21 protein-coding genes are annotated in these 24527 nt (G+C 57.0%); 7 read left to right on the top strand and 14 right to left on the bottom strand.

Going from position 1 to position 24527, the window contains the following annotated elements; genetic code table 11:
- Window positions 1-128: 128 nt before the first annotated feature.
- Window positions 129-1694 carry a GGDEF domain-containing protein gene (locus PQR63_RS04620; protein WP_408166025.1) on the top strand — a complete coding sequence of 522 codons (1566 nt, stop codon included), beginning with the start codon at window positions 129-131 and terminating at the stop codon, window positions 1692-1694.
- 62 nt (window positions 1695-1756) lie between these two features.
- On the opposite strand, the gene pnuC is transcribed toward PQR63_RS04620, so the two are convergent.
- The 13 genes from pnuC to PQR63_RS04555 form a co-directional block, all read right to left on the bottom strand.
- The gene (gene pnuC, locus PQR63_RS04615; RefSeq protein ID WP_408166024.1) at window positions 1757-2362 is read right to left on the bottom strand and encodes a nicotinamide riboside transporter PnuC; all 606 of its coding nucleotides are present in this window, start codon (window positions 2360-2362) and stop codon (window positions 1757-1759) included.
- Between the two features lie 14 nt (window positions 2363-2376).
- Window positions 2377-2790: a cell division protein FtsB gene (gene ftsB, locus PQR63_RS04610; protein WP_408166022.1), complete on the bottom strand. Its 414-nt coding sequence runs from the start codon at window positions 2788-2790 to the stop codon at window positions 2377-2379.
- A gap of 52 nt (window positions 2791-2842) precedes the next feature.
- Window positions 2843-4126, bottom strand: coding sequence for a phosphopyruvate hydratase (gene eno, locus PQR63_RS04605; protein WP_408166020.1), 1284 nt, complete (start codon window positions 4124-4126; stop codon window positions 2843-2845).
- 103 nt (window positions 4127-4229) lie between these two features.
- Entirely contained in the window at window positions 4230-5084 is an 855-nt protein-coding gene (gene kdsA / locus PQR63_RS04600) for a 3-deoxy-8-phosphooctulonate synthase (protein WP_408166018.1), read from the bottom strand.
- Window positions 5081-6751: a CTP synthase gene (gene pyrG, locus PQR63_RS04595; protein ID WP_408166016.1), complete on the bottom strand. Its 1671-nt coding sequence runs from the start codon at window positions 6749-6751 to the stop codon at window positions 5081-5083. The genes kdsA and pyrG overlap by 4 nt, the downstream gene beginning before the upstream one ends.
- A 115-nt stretch (window positions 6752-6866) precedes the next feature.
- A complete protein-coding gene (locus PQR63_RS04590) occupies window positions 6867-7670 on the bottom strand; it encodes an alpha/beta fold hydrolase (RefSeq protein WP_408166015.1) in 804 nt (267 codons plus the stop codon).
- Window positions 7663-8226, bottom strand: a complete 564-nt coding sequence (locus PQR63_RS04585) for a DUF3841 domain-containing protein (RefSeq protein ID WP_408166013.1) — start codon at window positions 8224-8226, stop codon at window positions 7663-7665. The genes PQR63_RS04590 and PQR63_RS04585 overlap by 8 nt, the downstream gene beginning before the upstream one ends.
- Window positions 8227-8249: 23 nt before the next feature.
- Window positions 8250-10736, bottom strand: a complete 2487-nt coding sequence (locus PQR63_RS04580; protein WP_408166011.1) for a DNA internalization-related competence protein ComEC/Rec2 — start codon at window positions 10734-10736, stop codon at window positions 8250-8252.
- 3 nt (window positions 10737-10739) lie between these two features.
- Window positions 10740-11537, bottom strand: a complete 798-nt coding sequence (locus PQR63_RS04575; protein ID WP_408166009.1) for a TatD family hydrolase — start codon at window positions 11535-11537, stop codon at window positions 10740-10742.
- A 209-nt stretch (window positions 11538-11746) separates the two neighbouring features.
- Complete coding sequence (argE, locus tag PQR63_RS04570; RefSeq protein ID WP_094563468.1) at window positions 11747-12919, bottom strand: acetylornithine deacetylase; 1173 nt, start codon at window positions 12917-12919, stop codon at window positions 11747-11749.
- A 72-nt stretch (window positions 12920-12991) separates the two neighbouring features.
- Window positions 12992-13558, bottom strand: coding sequence for a hypothetical protein (locus PQR63_RS04565; protein WP_408166142.1), 567 nt, complete (start codon window positions 13556-13558; stop codon window positions 12992-12994).
- Window positions 13559-13606: 48 nt separating this feature from the next.
- Window positions 13607-14317 (bottom strand): lipoprotein-releasing ABC transporter ATP-binding protein LolD, encoded by a 711-nt coding sequence (gene lolD, locus PQR63_RS04560; protein ID WP_408166007.1) that lies wholly within the window; start codon window positions 14315-14317, stop codon window positions 13607-13609.
- Window positions 14310-15575 (bottom strand): lipoprotein-releasing ABC transporter permease subunit, encoded by a 1266-nt coding sequence (locus PQR63_RS04555; protein ID WP_408166005.1) that lies wholly within the window; start codon window positions 15573-15575, stop codon window positions 14310-14312. The genes lolD and PQR63_RS04555 overlap by 8 nt, the downstream gene beginning before the upstream one ends.
- A gap of 317 nt (window positions 15576-15892) precedes the next feature.
- Here PQR63_RS04555 and PQR63_RS04550 point away from each other — a divergent pair, with 317 nt between their 5' ends.
- The 6 genes from PQR63_RS04550 (at window position 15893) to PQR63_RS04525 (ending at window position 23361) form a co-directional block, all read left to right on the top strand.
- Window positions 15893-16984: a hypothetical protein gene (locus PQR63_RS04550; protein WP_408166003.1), complete on the top strand. Its 1092-nt coding sequence runs from the start codon at window positions 15893-15895 to the stop codon at window positions 16982-16984.
- Between the two features lie 9 nt (window positions 16985-16993).
- Entirely contained in the window at window positions 16994-18688 is a 1695-nt protein-coding gene (gene recJ, locus PQR63_RS04545; RefSeq protein WP_408166001.1) for a single-stranded-DNA-specific exonuclease RecJ, read from the top strand.
- A 158-nt stretch (window positions 18689-18846) separates the two neighbouring features.
- On the top strand, window positions 18847-20214 hold the full coding sequence (locus tag PQR63_RS04540) for a TAXI family TRAP transporter solute-binding subunit (protein ID WP_408165999.1): 1368 nt from the start codon (window positions 18847-18849) through the stop codon (window positions 20212-20214).
- Window positions 20211-21827 (top strand): diguanylate cyclase domain-containing protein, encoded by a 1617-nt coding sequence (locus PQR63_RS04535; RefSeq protein WP_408165997.1) that lies wholly within the window; start codon window positions 20211-20213, stop codon window positions 21825-21827. The genes PQR63_RS04540 and PQR63_RS04535 overlap by 4 nt, the downstream gene beginning before the upstream one ends.
- A gap of 18 nt (window positions 21828-21845) precedes the next feature.
- Window positions 21846-22082, top strand: coding sequence for a hypothetical protein (locus tag PQR63_RS04530; protein ID WP_408165995.1), 237 nt, complete (start codon window positions 21846-21848; stop codon window positions 22080-22082).
- A gap of 517 nt (window positions 22083-22599) precedes the next feature.
- Window positions 22600-23361: a transporter substrate-binding domain-containing protein gene (locus tag PQR63_RS04525; protein ID WP_408166140.1), complete on the top strand. Its 762-nt coding sequence runs from the start codon at window positions 22600-22602 to the stop codon at window positions 23359-23361.
- A 96-nt stretch (window positions 23362-23457) separates the two neighbouring features.
- Here the strand turns inward: PQR63_RS04525 and PQR63_RS04520 are convergent, their stop codons facing one another.
- Complete coding sequence (locus PQR63_RS04520) at window positions 23458-24465, bottom strand: GlxA family transcriptional regulator (RefSeq protein WP_408165993.1); 1008 nt, start codon at window positions 24463-24465, stop codon at window positions 23458-23460.
- Window positions 24466-24527 lie beyond the last annotated feature (62 nt).

Here is a 24527-nt window from a genome sequence, read left to right as displayed (position 1 = left end):
TTGTCCTGCTTATTTTTATTCTTTACGGGTGTAAAGGATGACAAAAAACCGGAGATGACTGCAGACCCCAGCCAAGCCATTCACAATCCGTTTGAATATCTGTTTGAATAAGAAGCCGCACATCAGGCATGTCCAAAAAGCCAGCTCAAAGTCCAGTCGATATCGCGCGCGAAGCCTTCCAGCAGCTCGCCACGCGACGCGTTGCTCCCACTCCTGAAGCCTACCGCGAAGCCTACGAAGAGATCGCCGGCAACAATAGCGGCGTCAAACCGGAAACTGTACTTGCCGCCTTTGCCGTCCATCTGACGCAGCAGCCCGGCGATATCGGTAAGCTGGGACAACGTCTGTCCACCTCAATCGATAGCAGTAACTGGAAAGAATATAGCGAGGAACTGGACAACTTCGTCGAGCAGTACTTTCCTTCACGCAATCTGGTGCCACATGGCGAATTGGTGCCAATCGATCTGGAACGTCAGTTCATCCGCGACAGCAAGAAGGAAAAGATGCTGCGTGAAGTGCTGGCGCGCGTGCTGATCTTCAATCTGGCGTCGTTGCTGCAAGATGCGCCTGATCTGGTGCTGGAATCAAAAACCATCGGCAACGATCTGAAGACTGCGTTCTCCGAACAGGCCATGAACGACGTCATCGGCCGCATCAAGCAGATGAGCTTTCAGATCGAGTTGAAGTCGGAAGACATCGCTCAACAGCAAGAACTGCTGATGCGCCTGTTCCAGCTGCTGCTGGAAAACATCCATGGACTACTGGAAAAGGGATCGTGGCTGAGCAGCCAGATCACCGCCGTTCAGGAATTGATCACCGGACCAATCAGCAAGACCTCGCTGGCCGACGCCACCAAAACGCTCAAGGAAGTCATTTACAAGCAAGGTTTGCTGAAGAACACGCTGTCAGAAGAAAAGGTCACGGCCAAGAATCTGATGCTGACCTTCGTCGACCGCCTGAGCGCGATGGTGTCGACGACCGACAATTATCACAAGACGATTACCGGTTTTTCGCAGCAAATCAGCCAGGCATCCGACATCAGCGACCTGAACTCGGTGCTGACCGGCATCATGAATGCCACCAAGGATGCACAGGACGAAGCCTTGCGCTCACGCGATGAGATGATCAACGCGCGCCAGGAAATGCAAAAAGCCGAAGCCCGTATTCAGGCATTGGAGTCGCAACTCGTGCATATGGGCGAGCTGGTGCGAGAAGACCAACTGACCGGCAGCCTGAACCGCCGTGGCATGGACGAATCGCTGGAACGTGAAGTCATCAATGCCGAGCGCCGTAGCACACCACTGTGCATCGCCCTGCTCGACCTCGATGATTTCAAACGCATCAATGACACCCATGGTCACGCCACCGGCGACGAAGTCCTGGTCCATTTGGTGAATGTGGTCAAGGATACGCTGCGCAAGCTGGACGTGATTGCGCGTTTCGGCGGCGAGGAGTTTTTGGTGCTGTTGCCGGAAACGGAGCCAACCGAAGCGATGCAAATCATTACCCGCGTACAGCGCGAGCTGACTAAGCGCATCTTCATGCATAACACGCAGCGCTTGCTGATCACCTTTAGCGCGGGTGTCGCCTATCGCGCAGCGGGTGAAGGTCAGGCTGATCTGATCAAGCGTGCCGACGTAGCGCTGTACAAGGCAAAGAATGCGGGCAAGAACCGCGTCGTGCTTGCTGACTGATCGCTGACTGATCCACAACCAATTCAGGTCAAAAATGACGACCGGGCGTCGTGGCCCCGATCTTAAACAGGCAGCACAGATTGAGGTTGGCGCCACGTGCGCCAACCGGCGATTGCCAGCAACACAAACAATCCATACAGCACCGCTGTCAGCGTCAGATGCTTGTAGAGATACAAGCCGACGTAGAGCACATCAACGGCGATCCAGACCAGCCAGTTTTCAATCTTCTTGCGTGATAACAAAAACTGCCCGACCAGGCTCCCGGCTGTAAGAAAGCCGTCCATGTGCGGCACGTCCGTATCGGTGAACCGATGCAGGAAAACGGACAATACGCCGAATCCCACCATCCACGCCACAGCAGACCACAACACGCCACGCGTATTCAGGCGTGAGACCTGTAACGGCTGATGCTCGGTGCCGCCACGCAGCCATTGATACCAGCCCCATACCGAGACTGCGACAAAGACGCACTGCAGACCGGCATCGCCGTAAAGGCGTGAATTGATAAAAACAAAACCGTAGAGTACCGACGACAGAATCGAGAATAGCCATGCCCAATGGTTCTGGCGAATATTGAGCGCGACGGTCATGATCGCCAGCACAAAGGAAATGAGCTCCAACGGCGTCGTGACGAAGCCCAGCAAGGGCAGACTATCGTTGAGAGACATGAAGGTTTCCTGTCCTAGCGGGAGGACGAGGAGGAAGGCGGGGAGGATACCGGTTTGGCGGAGCCGATTGAGCCTGATGCAGCAGTAGCGCCAGAAGGTAGCGCAGTTGAAGTCGATGAAACAGCTGAAGCCGGCGGTGTTCTGCTGCCGGCTGGATTGCCATCCAATACCTGGATGAACACTTCGTTCTGCTTGATCATGCCCAACTCGTAGCGAGCGCGCTCTTCCACCGAACCGGTACCCTGCTTCAGGTCTTCGACTTCGGATTCAAGCTTGGCGTTGCGCGCTTTGAGCTCGTCATTCTTCTTTTGCGCCTGCTGGACTTGCTTGTCCAGATCCCATACCCGCAACCATCCGCCTTTGCCCAACCAAAGCGGATATTGGATCAGCACCAGAAGTGCTGTGAGGCAGAGGATGATCAGGCGCATCGTAAGAATGCCGGGTGATTGTCCGGCAGACGAATGCTGCCGGACATCTTGCTTACTTCAGATTGTAGAAAGCCGAACGGCCAGGATAGCTGGCGATATCGCCGAGGTCTTCCTCGATACGCAGCAACTGGTTGTACTTGGCCATGCGATCCGAACGCGACATCGAACCTGTCTTGATTTGCAGCGCGTTGGTGCCGACAGCGATGTCAGCGATGGTCGAGTCTTCGGTTTCGCCCGAACGGTGCGAGATCACCGCGGTATAACCGGCACGCTTGGCCATTTCGATGGCGGCGAACGTTTCGGTCAAAGTACCAATCTGGTTGATCTTGATCAGGATCGAGTTGGCGATGTTCTTGTCGATGCCTTCTTTCAGGATCTTGGTGTTGGTGACGAACAGATCGTCGCCGACCAGCTGGACCTTCTTGCCCAGTGTTTCGGTCAGCAGCTTCCATCCGGCCCAATCGTTTTCAGCCATGCCGTCTTCGATGCTGATGATCGGATACTTGTCGCACCATGATGCCAGCAAGCCGGTCTTCTGGGCTGGTGTCAGCACCATGTTTTCGCCTGCCAGGTGGTAGTTGCCATCCTTGTAGTACTCGGTAGCGGCGCAATCCAGACCCAGAGCGATCTGCGTGCCTGGCTCGTAGCCGGCTTCTTCGATCGCTTGCAGAATCAACTGGATCGCTGCTTCGTGGCTGGCCACGTTCGGCGCAAAGCCGCCTTCGTCGCCGACCGAAGTCGCCAGACCCTTGGCGTGCAGGATCTTCTTCAGGGTGTGGAACACTTCTGCGCCGTAGCGAATCGCTTCGCGGAAGCTTGGTGCGCCAACCGGGATGATCATGAATTCTTGCAGATCGAGATTGTTGTCTGCATGCATGCCGCCATTGATGACATTCATCATCGGTACAGGCATTTGCATCGAACCACTACCGCCGAAATAGCGATACAGGGGCAGGCCGGCTTCTTCAGCAGCAGCCTTGGCCACAGCCATCGACACTGCCAGCGTAGCGTTGGCGCCCAGGCGTGCCTTGTTTTCGGTGCCATCGAGGTCGATCAGAGTACGGTCGAGGAAAGCCTGTTCGTTGGCGTCCAGACCCATGATCGCTTCGGAGATCTCGGTGTTGATATTTTCGCAGGCTTGCAGCACGCCCTTGCCGAAGTAACGGCTCTTGTCGCCGTCACGCAGTTCGATCGCTTCGCGCGAACCGGTCGAGGCGCCGGACGGCACAGCGGCACGACCCAGTACGCCGGATTCCAGCAGGACGTCGCATTCGACAGTAGGATTGCCGCGCGAGTCGATTATTTCACGGCCGATAATATCAACGATTGCACTCATTCAAACATCTCCATCAAGCAAGGTTTTAGCAAATTTTTATAGAGAGAAGTCCGGGTTGCGCATCTCGACGGATATACCGCAAAGACACGCTACCCGTTCAGCTTCAGGAAAAATCGTTTTCCAGGAAAACTGACTTCTTCACGATGCGATCCAGTTCGATCATCGTGCCCAGCAGCTCCTTGATACGAGCCAGTGGAACAGCGTTGGGGCCATCGGATTTGGCCTCGGCCGGGTTCGGGTGTGTTTCCATAAACACGCCGGCAATACCTGCCGCAATCGCCGCACGGGCAAGTACGGGTACGAATTCGCGCTGGCCGCCGGACGATGTGCCCTGCCCGCCCGGCAACTGCACCGAGTGGGTAGCATCGAACACGACCGGTGCACCGGTTTCGCGCATGATCGCAAGGCTGCGCATGTCCGAAACCAGATTGTTATAACCAAACGACACGCCGCGTTCGCATGCCATGAAGTTGTCTTCAGGCAGACCGGCTTCCTTGGCAGCTGCGCGCGCTTTGGCGATCACGTTGATCATGTCGTGCGGTGCCAGAAACTGGCCCTTCTTGATATTGACCGGACGACCCGACTGCGCGCAGGCGCGGATGAAGTCAGTCTGGCGGCACAAAAAGGCTGGCGTTTGCAGCACATCGACGACTTCCGAAACCGGCTTGATTTCGTCGATTTCGTGGATGTCGGTCAACACCGGCACGCCGATCTGCTTCTTGACCTTGGCCAGAATCTCCAAGCCCTTTTCCATACCCAGACCGCGGAATGACGTACCGGATGAACGGTTGGCCTTGTCGAAGGACGACTTGTAGATGAACGGGATACCCAGTTCAGTCGTGATTTCTTTCAAGGTACCGGCAGTATCCAGCGCCATCTGTTCCGATTCGATCACGCAGGTGCCTGCGATCAGGAAAAACGGCTGATCGAGGCCGATGTCAAAACCGCACAGTTTCATGCTTTTCCTTTTGCTGCAGTTGCGGCCGTCGCGTCATGGTGCGCAAGCGCAGCTTTGATGTACGAGATGAACAATGGATGACCATCGCGCGGAGTCGACTTGAACTCCGGGTGATACTGCACGCCCAGATACCAAGGGTGAGCATTTTCGCCACCGGTGCGTGGCAGTTCCATGATTTCGCACAGATCTTCGCTCGGCGTACGCGCCGAGACCACCAAGCCTGCGTCTTCAACGCGCGGCAGGTAAAAATTGTTCGCTTCGTAACGGTGGCGATGACGCTCCGTTACCTTGTTACCGTAGATTTCAGATGCCAGCGTGCCCGGCTTGACGTCACAGGTTTGCGCGCCCAGACGCATGGTGCCGCCCAGATCCGAATTGGCGTCGCGCTTTTCAACCTTGCCGTCGTGGTTTTGCCACTCGTCGATCAAAGCTACCACCGGTTGTTCCGTTTCCGGATCGAACTCGGTGGAATTGGCCTTGGTCAGACCGGCCTTGTTGCGCGCATATTCCAGCAGGGCCACTTGCATACCCAGGCAGATACCGAGGTAAGGCACTTTGTGTTCACGCGCAAATTTTGCCGCAGCAATCTTGCCTTCCACACCGCGCTTGCCGAAGCCGCCCGGCACCAGAATCGCATCGTACTTGGCCAATTCGGCGGTGCCGGTGGTTTCGATTTCTTCCGAATCCAGGTACTCGATATTGACGCGGCTACCGGTATGGATACCAGCGTGGCGCAACGCTTCAGTCAGCGATTTATACGACTCGGTCAGATCGACATACTTGCCGACCATGCCGATGGTGACTTCGTGCGAAGGATTTTCTTGCGCGTGGATCAGCTTGTCCCAGACCGACAAATCTGCCGGTTTCGGCGACAACGCCAATTTTTCGCAGATGATGTTATCCAATCCCTGGTCGTGCAACATCTGCGGAATCTTATAGATGCTATCTGCATCCCACACCGAAATCACGGCGTCCGCGACCACGTTGGAGAACAGCGAAATCTTGTCGCGCTCGTCATCAGGAATCCGGCGATCCGCACGGCACAGCAAGGCGTCCGGCGAAATACCGATTTCACGCAGCTTTTGCACGCTGTGCTGAGTCGGCTTGGTCTTGAGCTCACCCGCCGAAGCAAGGTAAGGCACCAGCGTCAGATGCACGAAGGCAGCGGCATTGCGGCCGGCGCGCAGGCTCAGCTGACGCGCTGCTTCGAGGAAAGGCAGGGATTCAATGTCGCCGACAGTACCGCCGATTTCGACCAGCGCCACGTCGAAGCCTTCGGCGCCGCGGTGAATGAAATCCTGAATTTCGTTGGTGATATGCGGGATGACCTGAACGGTCTTGCCCAGATACTCGCCACGGCGCTCCTTGCGGATCACGGACTCATAAATCTGGCCGGTGGTGAAATTGTTCACCTTCTTCATCTTGGCTGTGATGAAACGCTCGTAGTGGCCGAGATCCAGATCGGTTTCGGCGCCGTCGTCGGTAACGAAGACTTCGCCGTGCTGGAATGGGCTCATCGTTCCCGGATCAACGTTGATGTAGGGATCGAGCTTAAGAAGGGTGACTCGGAGGCCGCGCGATTCGAGGATCGCGGCTAGAGACGCGGCGGCAATTCCCTTACCCAGGGAAGACACGACGCCGCCAGTGACAAATACAAACTTGGTCATTACAAAGAAGTGCCGAACGGCACGTGCGGGAAATTCAAATTATACCCCAAACCGCCCGCTTTTGATCCTCCTGTTTTCTGGAAGCGCCAGATTTCCCGCCGGAAAACCCGTAATTTTATTTCCCGGAAAGCAAGGCCTGAATCATTTCATGCGTGGCGCCCGCTGCCGCATCGGGAGACTCCATGGGAAACAGATGCCCACCCGGGATCTGCCTGAAATGCGGTCCCACCAGCTTTTTGGTGGCAGCCAGTCCCGCCAGGCGACACTCCACTGAATTAGTCCCGCCGACAAAGCCGATCGGCACCGGATATTGACGTCGCGTCAACGCGCCAAGGTGATGCGGAATTGTCCGATAGACAGCAGTTTCGGTCTCGCGGGTAAAGCGCAGCTTGACGCCGCCGGACGGCTCCGGCTCGACGCCGGCGGTGACATAGTCGCGCAAGACGCGCTCCGGCCAGGCCGCAAACATGGCCTTGGCGGCATAGTGCTGATAAGCGGCCTCCATGTCCGGCCAGGCATTACGGCGCTTGATGGAAGCTACTGCCGGCGAGCGTTTGCTTTCGATATTGAACAGTTTGGCCAGATGCAGCGCCGAGGCCCGCCAGCCGGCCACAATCGGCGAATCCAGCATGACCACGCAACGCACCAGGTCAGGCCGCTTGCGCCCGGCCAGCAGACTCAGGATGCCACCCATGGAATGCCCGACCAGAATCACCGGCTCGTTGTAGCGCTGCGCCAGCTCTTCGCCCAGCTCCTTACCCAGTTTGCGCCAGCCGTCATCGACCGGATATTTGGGATTGTGCGCATGCATCGGCAAAGCGCGGACATCGTAGTGCTCACGCAACTGGTCGAAAAACATGCCGTAGGTTCCTGCCGGATAACTGTTGGCGTGGGCAAAGTGCAAAATCGGTTTATTCATGAGGAAAAATCTGTTGCTTGACGCCGCGTCCGACGTACATGACATGTTGTTCTTGAGACGGTATATCGTCGAAAAATACAACCGGCCTCATGGACACAATCCATTCCGGCTCGATGTAAGGAATAATCGCTTGAACGTTGTCAGTGCGCTTCTTCAACGCTTTTCGCGAAAACATCCGCCGCCAGCGCCCATCCTCCGTGGATACGGCTCCTGAGTCAATTGTCTCACCAAGAAACTCGTTCCAGAAACGATACGAGGATAGCAGAACCAATGCCGACGGGACTTCCAACTCCAACATCAGAATCCCCTGCTCTTTTTCATACTGGCTGAATAACAAGGCGGCACAATCAATAGCGTTTGAATCGCTGGCCAGCCGCTGCCAACACCATATGGGCGCTGTCACCATGGCACTTCCGCAGCGCTGCTGCCATTGACCCGCCAGCCACTGATAGGCACCGGCCCAGGCAGGCGCCACGTATTCCCACGACACCCGATACCGCTCACCACTGCGAAGCTGCGCGGCTCTGGACGCCAATTGGAAGGTCAATAATCTCATAGACGATTTTCTCCGGCCTTCCCTCACCGCCCGTACCAGTATCGCGCGTGTTCGCGGCGATACTCCTGAACCGTGACGCCCTTGTCGAAATAGACGGTAATGGCGCCCGCCTCGTCATTACGCATGCGGCGGATTCCCATCTGCGCATAGCGCTCGAATACGGCCGGTTTGGGATGATTGAACCGGTTGCGATAGCCGACCTGAAACAACGCCACTTCGGGGTTGACTGCCCGCAAAAAGGCCTCTGTCGAGGACGTCCCGCTACCGTGATGAGGCGCCAGCAGGACGGTGGCGCGTAAATTAGCCGCTGCAGGGCTATTGACCAGCTCATCCTCTTGTATTGCCTCGATGTCGCCGGGCAAAAGGATGGAATTTTTCCCCAGACTGACTTTCAGCACGCAACTGTGCGCATTCGGCTTCCATTTGTCGCTATCGTAGATGGCCTGCACAGGATAGAGCATGCTGAACTCGGCACCGTCCCAACGCCAATGCTGACCGGCCAGACAGCGCCGGTGATCCGGCGCGGCTTGCACGATCGGACTGGCGGGCGATAAGGAGGAATACACGCGGTCAACACTGATATCCTTCAGCACGGATAACGCCCCGCCAGAGTGATCATTGTCGCTATGAGAAACCACGACCACGTCCAGATGATTGATTCCACGTGATTTGAGATAGGGGACGATCACCCGACTGCCGCCATCCGACTCCCGTGAATACGCCGGGCCTGTATCGTAGAGCAGGCGATGTTCCGCCGTTTCCACCAGCAAGGCCATGCCCTGCCCGACATCGAAGGCGGTGACCTGCATCTTGCCCTCTTCCGGCCAGGTCGGCGTATTCAATAACAATGGCAGCCAGCCGAACAGCCCCAGCCAACGTGCCGGCCAGCCCCGCGGTGCCAGCAGCAACAGGGTTCCGGCCAGCGCCAGCAAAAACATCCACATTGTCGGCAGCGGTGTTTGCCAGACGGCAAACGGCTGACTGCTCATCCAGCCAAGCACGCCGACCAGCCACTCCACCATGGCGTGCGCCGACCACAATATCCAGGTCGACAAGGGTGGCGGCAAAATACTGCCAAGTAGCGACAAAGGCGCCACCAGCAGCGTAATCAGTGGAATCGCAATCGCGTTTGCCAACGGACTTACCAGCGAATACTGGCCAAACAGCAGCAAAGTCAGCGGCAACAAACCCAAGGTCACAATATATTGCGTATAAGCGCCTGCGCGTATTGCCCGCCACAGCATCACTACGCGCGACGGTTTGCGATGCCGCTCAATAGCGGTCATGACAACCGGCTCGGCAATCGCATCGCTGCCGGTACGTCCGGACGATGCAAACAGGATGATTGCTACCGCACCGAACGACAGCCAGAAACCCGGCCACAGCAAGGCCCAGGGGTCGGCCAGTAAAACCACGCCGAGCGCGAGGGAAAGTACGTAAGAGACGTGCGTCAACCGCCCCATCCAGAACGCCATGCCGACAACCGCGAGCATATACAAGGTACGCTGCGCGGGAACACCGAAACCTGCCAGCAAGACATAAATCAACGCGGCTGCCAGACCGGCCAACACAGCAACTTTAGGCGCCGGTAAGATCAGCGGCAATTGTGCGCGCGTGAAAAAAGAACGGCGCCACAAGAAGCCCACCAATGCGGCAAATAAACCCGCAATCATCGTAATATGCAGCCCCGAAATCGCGACAAGGTGGCCGACGCCGGTGCGATTGAAAATCTCCCAGTCGGACTGCTCGATAGCACGTTGATCGCCAATGACCAGCGCAACGATGACGTTGGCATATTTCTGCTTCGGCAAGGCCGCCAAAATGCGGTCACGCAACCAGCCCCGGCAATACTGGACAATATTTCCCGGTGTCTGAACGAAGGCCTGCAAACGCTGATTCTTGTATGCCAGCTGCGCATCGGAACGAACAGTACCGGTCGCGCGCACGCCTTGTTCCAGCAACCAGACTTCGTAGTCGAATCCGTTGGGATTGGCCGTGCCGTGCGGGCGTTTCAAGCGGAGAGTGAGTTGCCAGCGTTCGCCCGGTTGTACCTGAGGGACGGCCGGCGAGATCGCTTCCGTATTTTCAAATGGCCCAGCGGTGTACCAGGCCAACGACAAACGAGAGGGAATCGGCGGTGTGCCGTTGACTTGCGGAGCGATGGTTTCAACCAGAAAGTTGAAACGCACGCCGCGCTCGAACCGGTAAGGCAAGCTGTCGACCGTACCGACTACCGTAACGTCCTGACCTTCCCACGCCACCGGCAGTTCCTGATCCAGATGATATTGGGCATACAAGCCGCCCCAGGCAAAGCCGACGCAGATCCCGGCAATATTGAACACAGCGATCCGCAACACGGCGCCGATACCTGTCTTGCCTAATCGCCAGGCCATCAGCAGCAATACGGCCGCTGCCGCCAGCAAAGCCATATGCCATTCGAAAGGCAACAGTTCGGCCTGCATCTGCAATAACGCTATCCCTGCGGCGAAACCGAGAATCGCGCTACGCATCGCTTAGCAAACCTCGGCAAGACGCGGCATCGCCGCACGCGCGTTGGCAGCTGTCGCCAAGGCGACTTCTTGGATGCTCATGCCGCGCAATGCTGCCAGCACCTCACCGATACGCGGGATCTGATTCGGCGTATTGCGAGTCGGATGGAGCCAGGCTGGAGAAATATCCGGCGCGTCGGTTTCCAGCACGATGGCTTCCAGCGGCATCTCGGCAGCCAGGCGGCGGATCTGCAGCGAACGCGGAAACGTCATCGCACCGCCGAATCCCAGCTTGAAGCCCAGTTCGATAAATGTCTGCGCCTGCTGATGGCTGCCATTGAAAGCATGCGCGATGCCGCCGGGCACTTCAATGCGGCGCAGGTATTTGAGGATGATGTCTTGCGAGCGCCGCACGTGCAGCAGCACCGGCAAGGAGTATTCACGCGCCAGCTTGAGCTGTTCGCTGTAGAAGTGCTCCTGCTTGTCGCGCAAGGCGCCCTCTTTTAATTCGGGGACGAAGAAGTCGAGGCCGATTTCACCGATGGCGACAAAGCGCTTATCCGCCAAGGCCGCTTCAATCGCCTGGCGCAGGAGCGTCAAATCGCTTTCTTCAGCCTTGGGAACATAGAGCGGGTGAATCCCCAGTGCATAGACGCAATTGGTGCGCTGAGCCGCCAATTGGGCAACCGTCTGAAAATTGAATGTTGCTACCGCCGGCACAACGATCATGCCAACGCCCTGCCCGGCCGCCTCATCGGCGACAGCAAGTTCTTCGCCGGCAAATTCACCGGCATCAAGATGGCAGTGTGTGTCGATCCACATGGCAGGTCACAATATAGATCAGGGGATAGATGCGATGGCCGCGTTCAGGTTGGGATAGTTATCACTTCCCCCTCAGCGCTGTCATTCACGCAATTATCAACGAAGACGGGCCTGAAAAACAGACCCGTCATCTTTTGCATCGATTGTCAGTCCGGGCCCCGAGCTTTGTGTTTATGCTCAGGCCTCAGACTGAAGGCTTCATTCAGTGCTTAAGCCAACTGCATCGAACGACCCAGCTTGCGCAGGAATTCTTCGCAACGCTCCAGCTGTGCAATCGCGACGAACTCATTCGGCTTGTGCGCCTGGATGATATCGCCGGGGCCGCATACGATGGTCGGGATGCCAATGCGCTGGAACAAGCCTGCTTCCGTCGCATAGGCCACCTTGCGCTTTTCGTTGTCCTGCGTCAGTGCGCGCACCAGCGCCGTGATGGCTTCCTGCTCCGCTGTTTCCAGCGCCGGGCTGGCAGCGATGACGCCGATATCGATTTTAGCTTCCGGATATTCGGCTTGCATCTTCGGCAGCAAGTGATCGCGCACGTAATGCGTGATCTGTTCCTGAATCTTTTCCGGCGACATGCCGGGCAGATTGCGGAACTCGTAGGTAAATTCACACAAATTGGGAATCGTGTTGATCGCAATACCACCACGAATCTGATTCGTCGTCATAGTCGAAAACGGTACGTCATACATCGTATCGTAAGGGCCGTTGGCTTTATACGCATCGGCAAAATCGCGGATGGTGCAAATCAAGCGAGCGGCGTATTCGATGGCGTTGCAACCCTGCGGCGTCAAGGAAGAATGTGCGGACTTGCCGTGTACGCTGCACGAGTAAACATTGATACCTTTGTGCGCCACCACCACTTGCATATTGGTCGGTTCGCCGACGACACAGCCTTCCGGATGAATGCCGCGCTCCTGCAACTCGGCCAGCATCGACGGTGCACCTGCACAGCCGATTTCTTCATCGTAGGAAAACGCCAGATGCAGCGGCTTGGTGCGCGGCATGGCAAGGAATTCCGGCACCAGCGCCAGCGAAGCAGCGATATAGCCCTTCATGTCGCAGCTGCCGCGCCCGTACAGGAGGCCATCGCGTTCGGTCAGCTTGAAAGGATCGCTATCCCAATTCTGGCCGTCGACCGGCACCACGTCGGTGTGACCCGACAACACGATACCGCCTTGGGTATTGCCCGCTTCCGGGCCTTGCGTGGCCGGCAGCGTGGCGAACAGATTGGCCTTGGTGCGCTCCTTGTTATGCGCAAACCAAGGCGTAATGCCCTGCGCCTGCAAACTGTCGCGCACAGTAGTGATCAGTTCGAGATTGGAGTTGCGGCTGGTGGTGTCAAAGGCGACCAGCTTTTCTAGCCATTGTCGGGTATTCATGATGATCTCAGTACGTCAAAAGGTTAAACAGTTTTAAAACACCGCGCGAATCAACCGTTCGCTCGGCGCGGGTTATTCCGGCTTTGCTTCGGACTTCGGTTTTACGTCGTCTGTCGCTTCAGTTATTTGCTTAGTTTGCACGCTTTGGTCGATTTTTGCTGCCGGCACAGACTGCACGGTCGAACCACTGCTGTCCTGATTGACCAGCCAAGTGGCGATCTGGCGACCCAGCGACTCTGCCACGATTTCGAGAATCGAGCAGGTTCCACGCATGCCGCCAAATACGCCACCGCGCGAATGCTCACGCTTGACCACGGTCTGCACGACTTCGCCATCCTGTACCAGATCGGCGCGCACTGTGACCGCCTTGGGTCCGGTCCAGCCACCGCCACCAATACCTTGCACACTCAACACCGTCAGCTTCAGAACCTTGCCCTTTTCCATCTTGGCGGGATCCGTCACTTGCAAGGTACCCGGATATTTGTCGGCTACCTTCTGGAAAACGTGATTGCCCAGGATTCGGTCGACCGCACACTCTGCTTTAACACTCGGCTCAATCGGCGTCTGTTCGTCAAACACCGCGGGAACCTGTACCCTCAGCGTCTCCTTTGCTTGCGCGAGCGAACTAAGCAATAGCATGCTCACGATAAGAATTTTCCCAATATTTTTCTTATTCAAAACGATCTCCTATTCCCAGAGTTGCAAGCCATTTTCAGACAATCGCAACACGCGGCCGCAGCGACGCGCCAGTTCGATGTCATGCGTGACGATCACAAAAGCTGTACCCAAGGTTTGTGACAACTCAATCATCAATTCAAAAGTCTTGTCGGCAGTCGAGCGATCCAGGTTGCCGGTTGGTTCGTCAGCCAGCACGCATGCCGGCTTGGTGACCAGCGCGCGCGCCAGGGCGACACGTTGACGCTCACCGCCGGACAGTTCGCCCGGGACGTGGCGGACACGGTTTTCCAAGCCGACGCGGGCGAGAATTTCACGCGCCTGCTCCTGCGCCTGATCGCGCTTGATGCGGCGAATCATCAGCGGCATGGCGACGTTGTCCAAGGCAGAAAACTCCGGCAGCAGATGATGGAACTGGTAGACAAAACCCAGCGCCACATTACGCAGGTTGCCGCGCGCTGCTTCTCCCAGGCTGGCAAAATCCTTGCCTTGCAGGCTGACAGTACCGCCGGTCGGCGTGTCGAGGCCACCCAGCAAATGCAACAGCGTCGACTTACCGGAGCCTGAAGCACCGACGATGGCAACCTGCTCACCCGCCTTGACGTCGATATCGACACCATTGAGCACGTTGACCGAGTATTTGCCTTGGGTAAAAGTCTTGCCCAGACCGCGGCTGGACAGCACGATCTGATTATTTTCGTTGTTGGTAATGGGATTATTCATAACGCAGGGCCTCCGCCGGTTTGACGCGCGCTGCCGCCCAGCTTGGGTACAACGTCGCCAGGAAGGCCAGCACTAACGCTACGCCACCTATGGTCCACACATCCGACCAGATCAGGTCGGACGGCAATTCAGAAATCACGTAAATACTCTTGGGCAAGAACTGCACGTGCAGCAAGCGCTCAATGAATGGCACGATCACGTCGATGTTCAGCGCCACCAGCACACCGAAACCGACGCCAAGGCCGGTGCCGATCAACCCGACCAGCGCGCCCTGAATAACGAAGATCTTCATGATCGACCCAGGCGATGCGCCCAGCGTGCGAAGGATGGCGATATCGGCCTGTTTATCGGTCACTGTCATTACCAGCGTCGACACCAGATTGAATGCCGCCACCGCAATGATCAGCGTCAGGATGATGAACATCATGCGCTTCTCAGTCTTTACCGCCGCGAACCAGTTGCTGTTTTGCTGCGACCAGTCGCGCAGATACAGATTGCCGTTGAGCGTCTTCGACAGCTCATACGTCACCTGCGGTGCCTGCAGCATGTCCTTGATGCGCAGGCGCACGCCGGAAGGCGCATCAAGACGGAACAGCCGTTCCGCATCCTCGATCTGAATAAACGCCAGCGACGAATCGAACTCGTAATGCCCCGCTTCAAAGATACCGACCACGGTGAACTGCTTCAGCCGCGGCAGTACGCCGGCCGGCGTCACCTGCCCCTGCGGTGCGATCAGCGTGACCTTATCGCCAAGACCGACGCGCAGGCTGCGCGCCAGCTCGCCACCGAGCACGATATTGAATTCCCCCGGCTTGAGATCCGAAAACTTGCCTTGCTTGACCTGACCCGCGACATCCGACACCTTGGGCTCTTCCGACGGCAGCACGCCGCGAATGACGACACCACGCACATTGTCGTCACGCGTCATCATGGCTTGCGCCGCCACATACGGTGCGGCGCCGATGACTTCCTTGTTCTGAAAGGTCTGCTTGGCGACCGACTGCCAGTCCTGCATGGCGCCGGACGCATCAAACACTTCGATATGCGATAGCACCGACAGCATGCGGTCGCGCACCTCTTTCTGAAAACCGTTCATCACCGACAGCACAACGATCAGCGCAGCAACGCCAAGAGCGATGCCGGCCATGGAAATCAGGGAAATAAAGGAGATGAAACTATTGCGGCCGCTACGCTTTCCGGCTCGCGTGTAACGAATGCCGACCAGCCATTCGAAGGGTAAATTTTTAATCAGACTCAAACCTGGGCTCACTTTTCACGAAGGAGAATTGCCGGAACGGCGGCAACAACGATGCAAAACGGGGAAGTTCGCAAGAAAACCGAGGAAAACACGGTAAAAACGATGCCGAACGACAATGCGCCAGTTTGCCACACTCTCCGGTATCTTTCACTGTTGTCGTTTAGGGTCTGTACCGCGTTCCGGGTCGCCAACTCAGATCGCAAAACACGGACTTAGTTTTACCGCCGACGTTAATTCACGTTTACCTCTTGCCGCAAAGAGGCGCTTTCCCTCTGGGTATTTAGACTGGAAGAAAGGTTTTCGCCTACAATCGCGGCATGAATCATCTCGATATCCTCATCCCTTTCGGCCTGCCGCAAGCCGAGTTGGCGCGCGACCTGACGCGCCAGTGCAAAGCCCCGGCGCTCGCCATTTTGTTGGCGCGCAGCAAGAATAGTCATCCCCTGCAGCATCTCGATCCGTTTTCACGCGCTCTGCCGCATGAGCATTGGATCAGCCGCCAATTCGGCCTGACATCCGCCGAAGGCAAAGACGAGCCAAGCAACAGCCCTCCAGCTTCGGCAGCGATTTTGCGCTCGCATGGCCAGCAAGCAATGGAAGGTCATTGGTTTGTGCTGCAACCTGCCCACATTCACGTCGCCCGCGATCATCTGGTGCTGACCGACATCGGTCAGCTGGAACTGGACGAGGCGCATTCTCGCCGTCTGTTTCAATCGGCTTTTCCGCTATTTGAGGAAATCGGCCGCACCCTGATCTACGTCGACGCCGCCACCTGGATGATGCGCGCAGACGATTGGGCCGGTTTGCGGACGTCTTCACCGCAAGCGGCCAGCGGTCGCAACATCGACATCTGGATGCCGGAAGGCCCGGGCGAACTGGCCTGGCGCAAGCTGCAAAACGAAGTGCAGATGCAGTGGTTCTCCGAGTCCCTGAATGAAGAGCGCGAAATGCGCGGCAAGAAGGCCGTCAATTCCTTATGGATCTGGGGCGGTGCCGACGCAACTGCAAATTCAGCAAAACCGGCCACGTCTGTATATCAAACTGCTTTCAATCTGAACGGCTGGCCGCAGGCTTTGGCAGAAACATTGACGGTAAAAGAATCTCAACCATCCAATGTCACCGCCGAGGCCATTCTGGCCGCACCTGCCGAGCGTGGTCTGCTGATGCTGGATGATTTGCTGGAAGCCGGCCTGGCCAATGAATGGGGTGTCTGGCTACACCGCGTGGAAGCACTCGACGCAGCCTGGTTTGCGCCCCTGCTGCAAGCCTTGCGCGAGAAACGGCTGGAGAGCCTCTCGCTGATTCTGACCGGGCAGGACAAGCTGCTGCACCTGACGGCCACCGCCTCATCATTGCACAAATTCTGGGGGTTCTGGATTAAGCCCTCGTTGAGCAAACTGGCTTCGTAAAGTTAAAACATGATCCGCATCACCACCCGCTCCTACGACCAACGCCATGTCGACGATCTGATCCACAGTGGCATTCATCCCGTACTGGCCCGCGTCTACGCGGCCCGCGGCCTGCTCAACGCCAAAGATCTGTCGAGCGAACTAGGCGCTTTGATTGCGCCTTCCGGCTTGCTGCATATCGATGCTGCCGCTGTTTACCTGGCCGACGCCATCGCTGCCAACAAGAAAATGGTGATCGTCGCCGACTACGATTGCGACGGCGCGACTGCCTGCGCCGTCGGCCTGCGCGGCTTGCGCAGCCTCGGCGCGCAAGTCGATTACATCGTCCCCAACCGCTTTGAATACGGCTACGGCCTGACGCCGGAAATCGTCGAACTGACCATCCGCGAAAAATCTCCTGACATCATCGTTACCGTCGACAACGGCATCGCCAGTATCGACGGCGTTGCCGCTGCCAAGGCGCGTGGCATCGATGTCGTCGTCACAGATCACCATTTGCCCGGCGACAGCCTGCCCGACGCGCGCGTGATCGTGAACCCGAACCAGCCTGCCTGTGGCTTCCCCAGTAAAAATCTGGCGGGCGTCGGCGTGATGTTTTACGTGCTGCTGGCCTTGCGCGCGGAGATGCGCAAACGCGGCATCTTCGATGCGCAAACCCAGCCCAAACTCGATTCTTTGCTTGATCTGGTCGCATTGGGTACGGTCGCGGACGTCGTCAAGCTCGACGCCAATAATCGTATTCTCGTGGCGCAGGGATTGAAGCGCATGCGCGCCGGCCGCATGCATCCCGGCATTGCCGCCCTGTTTCGCGCCGCCGGCCGCGAAGCCCGTCGTGCCACGCCTTTTGACCTCGGCTTCGCTGTCGGCCCACGCCTGAATGCTGCCGGCCGTCTGGCCGACATGGCGCTCGGTATCGAATGTCTCACCACCGATGATGAAGGCCGTGCCTGGGCCATCGCTCAACAGCTGGACGCCATCAACCGCGAACGCCGCGACATCGAAGCCGGCATGCAGGACACGGCATTGCTGCTGCTGGATGACTTCAACCCGCAAGACCGGCGCACCATCAGCGTGTTCGACGCCTCGTGGCATCAGGGTGTGATCGGTATTGTGGCTTCGCGCCTGAAGGACAAGTTCTATCGCCCGACCATCACCTTTGCTCCCGGCGACGAAGGTTTGATCAAGGGATCCGGCCGTTCGATCGCCGGCTTCCACCTGCGCGATGCATTGGATCTGGTCTCCAAGCACGCGCCGTCCGTCATCACCAAATTCGGCGGCCATGCGATGGCGGCCGGCTTGACGATCCATGCGGAAGCCTTCGACGCTTTTTCTCATGCCTTCGAAGAAGTGGGTAAAGATTGGTTAAGCCAGAACCAGCTTGAGCGCGTAGTGGAAACCGACGGCACACTGGAAGACGCCTATTACTCCGTCAATTTCATCAGCCTGATGGACGACCAGGTCTGGGGCCAGGGCTTTGCACCACCGGTGTTCTGCGATCGCTTCCGGGTACTGAACCAGCGCATCCTGAAGGAAAAGCACCTTAAACTACTGCTGGAAAAAGACGGGCAGAAATACGATGCGATCTGGTTCGGCCACGCGGATGCCTTGCCGGATTACGCAACAGTTGCTTTTAGATTGGATGCCAACGAATATAACGGTACAACCAAGGTACAGTTGATGGTGGAACACGCTGAACCTGCTTAGCCATTCACCTGCAGGCTTGTTTGTCGTCAGCAAATTGACAGCAAGCACGCCATAGCCGGAACGGACGAGCAAGCAAAAACGGAAGCACAAACAAAACGCCCGCAGGCATGGGGCACCAACAAATAGCACTAGTAGCGCAGGCGAACCAGTAGCGATCCATGCCCAAGACACCTCTTCCGCTTCACCGCATTCAGAAGCCGCCGATGACGCCGCAGCGCCTGCGCCGGCTCATGCTGATTGCTTCGCTGGTGTTGCTGGCGGTGTGCTGGACGGTGCTGGCCATGCTCAAGCCGGCCACGCAAGGCAAAATCGTCGTGACCGCCGGCGCACCGGGCGGCATCTACTACAACTACGCCGAGCGTTACGCGCAGATCCTCAAGCGCGACGGCATTACGCTCGACATTCGCCCCTCTTCCGGTTCGGTTGAAAACTTCCAGCGCCTGCGCGAAGAAGACAACGAATTCCAAGTCGGCTTCATCCAGTCCGGCACCGGCAACAGCGAGCAAGCCCCCGGCATCCAGACCATCGCCGCCATTTCGTATGAGCCGATCTGGGTGTTCTACCAAGGCACAGCGACGTATGACCGCCTGTCGCAATTGCGCGGAAAACGCATCTCGCTGGGGCTGCCCGGCAGCGGCTTGCGCATTGTGGCCAACAACCTTCTGACGGAAAACGGCATCACCACCAACAACTCCACGCTGGAGGAATTGAACGGAAGCACGGCTTACGAACAACTGCTCAACAATAAGATCGATGCCGCCTTCTTCATCGGCCGTGCCGATAGTGAGCTGATCCATACCCTGCTCAACAGCGGCATCAAGCTGATGAGCTTTTCGCAAGCGGATGCGCTGGTGCAAAAATTTCCATCGCTGTCAAAGATCACCTATCCACGCGGCGCCACCAGCCTCATCAACGACAAACCCTCGCATGACGTCACGCTGCTGGCCGCCACTGCCATGTTGGTATCCAAAGAGAGTCTGCACCCGGCGTTAGCCTATTTGCTGCTCGACGCCGCCAACGTGATCCATAACTCGCCTGACTTTTTTACGCCGCGCAATTATTTCCCCAACCAGAACATCGAAGACTTCGCCATCTCCGACGAGACGCGCCGTTATTTCAAATCCGGGCGCCCTTTCCTGCAACGCTATCTGCCATTCTGGCTGGCCAATTTCATTGAACGCCGCTTCACGATATTGCTGCCTTTCATCGCCGTGCTGTTCGGTCTGATTCAGGCCGTGCCGCGTATCTACGAAGCCAGTATGAAAAAACGGCTGGTAGTGTGGTACAAGGAAATCCATTTGCTGGAAGAAGAGATCTGGAATACGGATGCTCCCTCAGAAGAAAAACTGACCGAATGGCACAACGAAATCGAAGAGATCGACTCCAATGCCAACCAGATCGATATCCCGCAGCGCTATTACGGCGATGTCTATGCACTCAAGCAAGCTATCCGTGTCGTCCGCGACCGTATTAGCGAAGCCGCTCATCAACGCGAAATAACAACAACATCCCCGTCACCGCAATGAACTTCAAACGCTTCGCCAATAGTCTCGTCACTCGCCTTGTGCTTTTCGGCACCCTCGTCGTCCTCGCCAGCGGCATTGCGCGCTACTACGTTCTGACGGATTTTTTGCACAACGACCTTACCGATGTTGCCGCCGAGCAGCAAAGCACAATCGCCAGCTATCTGGCGCAAGATATCAACCATCGCATCCTGGAACGCCGCCATTACCTTGAGCAACTGGCGGCATCACTGCCGCCCGACTTGATGTCGCAACCGGAAAAACTGCGCGAGTGGTTGCGCGACCGGCAAGAGTTGCAGCCGCTGTTTTCGCAAGGCCTGTTTATCGCTGACGTCGACGGCCTCATTGTGATCGACTATCCCGCCACCGTTGGACGTACCGGTGCATCCGTCAGTGGTTTTCCTGATTTCCATCTGGCCAAGGGCGGTAAATTCATCATCGGCGAACCCTTGTTCAGCGCAAGGTCGAAAGAAGCCATCATCCCGATGATGGCACCGTTGCGGGACAATACCGGCAAACTCATCGGCATTCTGGGAGGCACTGCGGGACTGGCTGCTTCGGGTTTCCTGGATCACCTGCAACAGGCCCGGCTCGGCAAATCCGGTAGCTTCATTCTGGTATCCCCTGCCCGTCGACTGATCGTCGCCTCCAACGATCCGGCCGCTGTGCTCAAACAATTGCCTCAGGTCGGCGTTGATCCTATCCTCGACAAAGCCGTCGCCGGTTATCGTGGCACTGGCATCGGCAGCAATGGCACCGTCGAAGAAATCAAGGCTATCGCAGCCGTACCGAGCACGGGCTGGTTTGTCGCTGTGGGCCTGCCGGTCTCGGCAGCCTTGCCGACGGTAGAACACGTTCAGGCCTTCATCTTGCGCGGCGGTGTGGCGCAGGCGCTGGTGATTTTCTTGCTGATCATTCTGGTGGTGGTGTGGTTCTTCCAACCGTTACGACACGCGGCCGACCAGGCGGAGCGGATGACGCGCGGCGACTTGCCACTGACGCCATTGCCGGTGGCGCGCGCAGACGAAGTCGGTCATTTGACGATGGCATTCAACCGCTTGCTGTCCCGGCTCAAAGTGCATCAGGCAGAACTACAGCATCAGGCGCATCACGACACCCTCACCGGCCTGCCCAACCGCGTCATGCTGGCCGATCGCATGCAGCAAGCAATTGCACACGCCCAGCGCCACCGCACTGGCGTAGCGTTACTGTTCCTCGATCTGGACGGATTCAAACCGATTAATGACACGCTGGGCCATAAAGCCGGTGATCAGGTATTACAGGAAATCACCCAACGGCTCTTGAACGTGGCACGCGGCAGCGACACGCTCGCACGTGTCGGCGGCGATGAGTTCGTACTGCTGGCAACGGATCTGGGGATGCCGCTGACGCATGGCGCGCGTACGCTGGCCGAGAAATGCATCAACGTCGTCGCCGAACCACTGAAACTGTCACAAGGTGACTATCAATTAGGCGTTTCCATCGGCATCGCCGTCTGTGACAGCGATTGCGACCCGGATCTGTTGTTACAGGCTGCCGACAAAGCCATGTACGACGCCAAGAGCAAAGGCCGGGGTTGCTATGTAATCGCCGGCAGCAGCGAAACCTGCGTCTGAGCGATCAAGGCAAGCGCCATGAACAAAGCCGTCATTCTCAGCATCGAAGATGAAACCGGGATGCATTGCGTCGATATTTCAAAGCATGATGACGGCATATTCACCTTCAAGACCTTCCGCAAAGATCCGGAAGACGAAGGAAAGTGGACGCTGGTGACGGACTATTCAAAGACGCGTTACGCCAGCGAACACGACGCCCGGCAAGCTGTCTACGAAAAACTGCCGTGGGTACGAGAGCAACTGCAAAACTGGTAAAAATCAACTGTACCTCTGTCGTACAAGCATGCTTCGTTGCTTCAGTCTCACGCGTCTTGCGACGCGGCCGACCATCTCCCCCAGTACCAATCAAAATCAGTGATTCAGCAAACGCGGCTAAATCACCCGCATCGATATCTCGCATTTCACCGGCAAATTAAGCCTGCATGAAAATGATGCGGAGCAATCGCACGCCCCTCTTGAAATGCACCGGCATGGAACGCAAAAAACATAAAAACCGTTTAAAACAGTGCATCGCCAATTCCCATTTATCCCAGTATTCATAAGGTTTTCCGAGGAATTCAACATATACTCCAAGGGAAGGTTTCGGTGCTTGATCTGATCATCTGCAGGTCCACATGAAACCTCTTGATGTGTCGCTGCCGTCAGCAAAAATCAAGATATTTTTTAGCTGCCCGTCATACACGTCACTTAAGCAATGTACGTCCAACACGTTTAATTGGGAGAGAAAATGAAATTCACGAAATTCCTGGCACCCTGTTCTGCCGCTGTATTGATGATCATTGCATTGACGACATCAAACGCCAACGCCGATGCCTTGGCGGATATCGCAAAGTCCGGCACGATTCGCATCGCCGTACCCCAGGACTTTCAACCTTACGGCTCGGTCAATTCGGAAATGCAGCTGCAAGGCCTGGACATTGATGTCTCCAAGCTGATTGCCAAGGGCATGGGCGTAAAAGTGGAACTGGTGCCGGTCGCGAGCGCCAATCGCATTCCTTATCTGCAGACGCACAAGGTAGAGCTGGTAATTTCGACACTGGGACGCAATGCGGAACGCGACAAGGTATTGGACTTTTCGCAACCGTATGCACCGTTCAACAATAGCGTGTTCGGTGCCGCCGAGATCAAGGTCAGCGGCCCTGCCGACCTCGCGTCGCAAGTCGTCGGCGTAGCGCGTGGCACGTTTGAAGATATCCAGCTGACCGCCTCGGTGCCGCCAAGCGCCACTATCAAGCGCTATGAAGACAACAACACGCTGATCTCGGCCTATGTTTCCGGACAGGTCAAGCTGATCGGCACCGGCGACTTCGTGGCCATTACTTTGGGTGAGAAAGATCCATCGCACAAACCGGTCTTCAAGTACGTCATCCAGGAGTCGCGCTGCGTGGTCGGGTTGAACAAGGGCGAGCCGGCTCTGCAAGCCAAGGTCAACGACATCCTGACCAAGGCGAAGAAATCCGGTGAGCTCAACGCGCTGGTCAAGAAGTGGCTCAACGTGCCGCTGCCGGACAAGCTGGCTAACGCTTACGAATAAGACTCAAGTCCCTTATTGCCATCGCAATCATGGCCGGTGATCGTCAGGCGACGGTCACCGCGAGCCACTCACCTTCTCCTCCTGCTCACCACTCTGCTAGCTGACTTGCGCGCCCGCCAACTCGCGGTGCGCCGACGGTGAATGCGCCTCGAACTTCTTCCATACGCGCCGCAATTGACGGCCCGAATGGAAGCCGGATTTTTCCGCGACACGCTCAATGTCCAGAGGGGATTGCGCCAGCAGATCGCGTGCCAGCGCAATGCGAATGCGATGAATGTAGTCGATCAGGCTATCCCCGGTGTGTTCGCGAAACAACCGTGTCAGATGGCGTTCGCTGGTGCAGGCGATGTCGGCCAGTTGCGCTACGTTCCAGTCCTGCGCCGGATCCTTGATCACTGCGTTCTGCACGCGATGTACTGCAGGGTGAATATGATTGCGTGCCGTCAGCCACGGCGACAATTGCGGATCGCTGCCGGTGCGCCGCAAGTAGACCACCAGCGAGCGCGCCACCGAGGCACTGCAAGCGTGGCCGGCGATCTGCGCAACGATGTGCAGCGCCAGGTCGATGCCGGTTGTCACGCCTGCGCTGGTGTAGATGGTGCCGTCTTCGACGAAGATGCGGTTTTCCAGCACGTCTGCCCGCGGTGCAAAACCGCGCAATTCATTGATGTGGCTGTGGTGGGTGGTGCATTTGCGCCTATCCAGAAAACCCGCATACGCCGCCAGTAACGCCCCCGTACAGATGCAGACAAGCCGGTGATGTGGACGATAATGTTGCTGCAACCAGCGCACCGCTATCTGGTCAGCGGAATTGCCGAAGTCGTCGTCCTTATCGATACAACCGCTCAGAATCAGCATGGCATCGTCGGGCAAGCTTTGCGGCAGTGTCTCAATGCCGGTCAGCGTCAGCCCAACCGAAGTTGCGACTTCTCGATGGGCACTGATGAAGTGCAGATCAAAGTACGGTGGGCAGCCGGATTTTTCAGCGAACCGATTCGCGTAACGCAACACCTCCGCCGGACCAATCAGGTCAAGCGTCAGCGCGGATTCTCGCAGCAAGAAATAAACGGGAATAGTTGCTTGTCGTACCTCTGCTTGCACCATGACGCCCTCTATGAATGAAACGCGAGGAAATCATGGTATCTCATCTCAGGCTATCCATCCAC

Source organism: Herbaspirillum rhizosphaerae (assembly GCF_046025915.1).
In the GTDB taxonomy this organism is placed as follows: Bacteria; Pseudomonadota; Gammaproteobacteria; order Burkholderiales; family Burkholderiaceae_D; genus Herbaspirillum; species Herbaspirillum rhizosphaerae_A.
This window is presented reverse-complemented; position numbering and strand designations above follow the sequence as displayed.